The organism is Paenibacillus sp. E194, assembly GCF_000935845.1.
Classification (GTDB): domain Bacteria; phylum Bacillota; class Bacilli; order Paenibacillales; family Paenibacillaceae; genus Paenibacillus_B; species Paenibacillus_B alvei_B.
The window spans coordinates 1-1,661 of record NZ_JMDX01000472.1 but is presented as its reverse complement, the minus strand read 5'-3'; the positions used below and the strand labels follow the sequence as shown (position 1 = coordinate 1,661).

Genomic DNA, 1,661 nt, shown 5'->3' with positions numbered 1-1,661 from the left:
TATGGAAGTGTAGTGCTTGATTGCCTCTTCCGCATTGCCGAAGAACATCAGAAACGGATTGATATTCGATGCGTTCACGCAAGTTCATCTCCTTTTAGCCACTTGTCTCCACACTATTTATTCTCGATTGCTTTCATACACATACCTAGCCCATGTATGGCATCATTTAAAAAACTTGACTGCATGGAAAACAAGTTCGAAACACTTCATGTTTATGAAGAATGGCCCACAACTGCATATTTCTCCAAATACGCCCCTCGCTGTACCTCATCCCATTCCAATGCAGGATCAATCTGAACTGCGATCATGTCCAGCAGCTTCCCTTTTTCAAATATGCAGTGATAGTCGTAGCAATGCATATCGCTTCTCATGCCCTGAAGAACTTGAGGCATATTAGAGGCGACTCCTTGATTATGAACATCCATAATCCAATCTACTCGTTTCCAATCCAAGATGCCCTCGTCTGTCTTAATCGGCGTATTGTATGTAAAGCTCTTCTCCACACTTGCTGCGTACAAATACATGCCGCCAAACCTCATCCCGTCCACCCTCCAACTGACGATGCCCTTGAATGTCAAATCCGTGGGCGTTATTCCCGTTTCTTCTTTCAATTCACGTTCCATCGATTCACGAGGAGACTCCCCAGCTTCCAGCTTGCCGCCGATGCCATTCCAGCACCCCATCCAGCTCGGTTTCTCCCGATTAAGCAGCAGAACCTCGTTCCCGCGTTGAATATAACAGATATTGTAGATTAGCATATGATGTCTCTCCTGATGTTTTGTAATAGTGGAAAAGATAGTTTGGGCTGTCATCTACAGTCGAAACAACCTGATTTGCGTTCGAAGCTGCACGAGCATGATTCCAGTTATCGTTCCAAAAACAAGGCTGATAAGCGACAGCGGCAACCCGACAAAAAGTATCAGCATGCCTATTGCCGGATCATCTTCAGGGGCATTCACAACGTTAAGATTGATAATCGGTTGGAGTCCAACCATCCATACGATAATCCAAACGATATAAGCAACTGATGAGATTAGAAACTGCCTCCATTGTCCCTTTGACACGAGCATGTGACGCTGTGATTGCCGTTAATAATAAATCCATGCATAAGTACGGAACTGAGCGAATTCTCGTCAGCTCCAACCATAAATCTGATGTATTGAAGACATGCGACAACATGTAGTAAGGCTGGCAGCGTGCGCAACAACCATTTCATCTGACCGCCCCCCATCATAACATTGCCTTATGTATCAGGAGCATATCCTGTACGTTATTCAGCGGCTAATGGCTTCGCATGTTGAAATCGAATAATAGAGAAAGCATCCACCGTAGACGCAAGCACTGCATTGTAAATGGGATGCAAATTCGGTGTAAACCGCAATTCTACACCGGCTTGTACGATGTGCTGAATGAGATCGGTCATCGGCTCGATCTGAATGGGCCTCACCGTTTGTTGCGAAATATAGTATCCAGCATTCGCATCTAGTAACTGAAAAGTGGAATCTTCAAACGTATATTTATAGATCGTTGTATTGCTTATCTGCTCGAGCCAGTCATTCTCAACCACTATTATTTTGTTTGCCACTGTGTGACCAAAGAATCTCGCTTCATCTTCCGTACTCATCATGTCCGATTTTGCATAAATGACCCTTGGACAATCT

The 1,661-nt window shown here is 44.4% G+C and carries 3 protein-coding genes; all 3 read right to left on the bottom strand.

Translation table 11 applies throughout. The annotated features are described in order from the left end of the window. Nucleotides 1-212: 212 nt before the first annotated feature. On the bottom strand, nucleotides 213-758 hold the full coding sequence (locus AZ66_RS28990) for an NUDIX hydrolase (protein ID WP_044358096.1): 546 nt from the start codon (nucleotides 756-758) through the stop codon (nucleotides 213-215). Between the two features lie 54 nt (nucleotides 759-812). Beyond that, nucleotides 813-995: a hypothetical protein gene (locus AZ66_RS28985; RefSeq protein ID WP_044358095.1), complete on the bottom strand. Its 183-nt coding sequence runs from the start codon at nucleotides 993-995 to the stop codon at nucleotides 813-815. A 275-nt stretch (nucleotides 996-1,270) separates the two neighbouring features. Continuing rightward, a partial coding sequence (locus AZ66_RS28980; RefSeq protein ID WP_044358094.1) for a DUF6886 family protein occupies nucleotides 1,271-1,661 on the bottom strand: 391 nt, incomplete at its 5' end.